Annotated in this window: 1 protein-coding gene; it reads right to left on the minus strand. The window is 47.6% G+C overall.

Annotated elements, in window-relative coordinates:
• On the minus strand, positions 1-1048 hold a 1048-nt coding region (locus NZ772_19165), incomplete at its 3' end, for a glycosyltransferase (GenBank protein ID MCS6815677.1).
• Positions 1049-1283 lie beyond the last annotated feature (235 nt).

A 1283-nucleotide genomic window follows, 5' to 3' on the forward strand; every position in this document is an offset into this window, starting at 1 on the left:
GGATCTGATCCGGATGGAATGCAGAATTATGAGTTTCAAAATGTTCCACAGCTTGCACAATATCAGCCTCTGTTTGTCTGGAAAACAGGACACCTGTAGCCTTGTCAGGGTAACGTTGCAGGTCACGTACTGTTTCTTGGGTACCACCCACTCCGTAGGCAATTACTGGAGTGCCGCAGGCTTGGGCCTCTACCGGAGCGATACCAAAGTCTTCACAGGCAGCATAGACAAACGCTTTAGCGTGGGCCATGTAATGGGCAACAACGCTGTCAGGTTGCCAACCCAAGACTTGGACATTTGGACGGGCGATCGCTTTAATCAGGGACAAATCTGGCCCATTACCGATGACAACCAGTGGTCGTCCCAGTTGGTTAAATGCTCTTACAATCAGAGGAATTTGCTTATAACCCACCAGTCGAGATACGGTGATGTAAAAATCTTGCTTGGTGTGTTGAAGTGAAAATCGGCGGGTGTTGACGGGTGGATAGATGACCTTAGCGGGACGACGATAGCAACGCCAGATGCGCCGAGCTGTATGGGATGAGTTAGCAATGAAGTAGTCAACGCGATTAGCACTAGTGACATCCCACTGGCGTAGACGATGCAAGAAATATCGCGTGACGATGCCAGGAAGTCCGCGCCCTAGACGGCTAGTTGCCAAGTAGTCGAAGGTCAAGTCCCAGGCATAACGCATGGGAGTGTGGCAGTAACAGACATGTAGCTGTTGAGGGCTGGTTAAAACGCCCTTAGCAACAGCATGGGAAGAGGAAAGAATAATGTCGTAGTTGCGGAGGTCAAGCTGTTCGATCGCCAGAGGCAGCAGTGGTAGATATTTCTGTACGCCATTACGGGCTAAGGGAAAGTGTTGCAGAAATGTTGTACCAATCGAACGCCCATAGAGATAGCTATCTACATTGCTCGATTCAAAGTCAATTAGGGCGTATAGATCAGCATTGATTCGGTTCAAAATTGCTGCCACTACTAGCTCTGAACCGCCAGTAGCCTTTGGAGTCAACCATTCATGAACCAGTGCATATCTTGGCGACAATTGGCTCAGAACCTGTCATCTACAAAAAACCTACAATAAATCGGCTGGCTGCTCAGAGCCAGCCTACACTAGCAATTAACCACGTTCTACTCTCAATTGGAGGCAATAGGTTGCGCGTTCCCACACGTGCAACGAAGAATTACTGTCTCCATGTTTAATAGTAGCAAGGAACACAAATTTTTTGTCATAAAAATTAATGCTCTAATGGCATAGAGAACAATCACGAAATAACAGA

It is taken from the genome of Cyanobacteriota bacterium, assembly GCA_025054735.1.
Taxonomy (GTDB): Bacteria; Cyanobacteriota; Cyanobacteriia; order SKYG9; family SKYG9; genus SKYG9.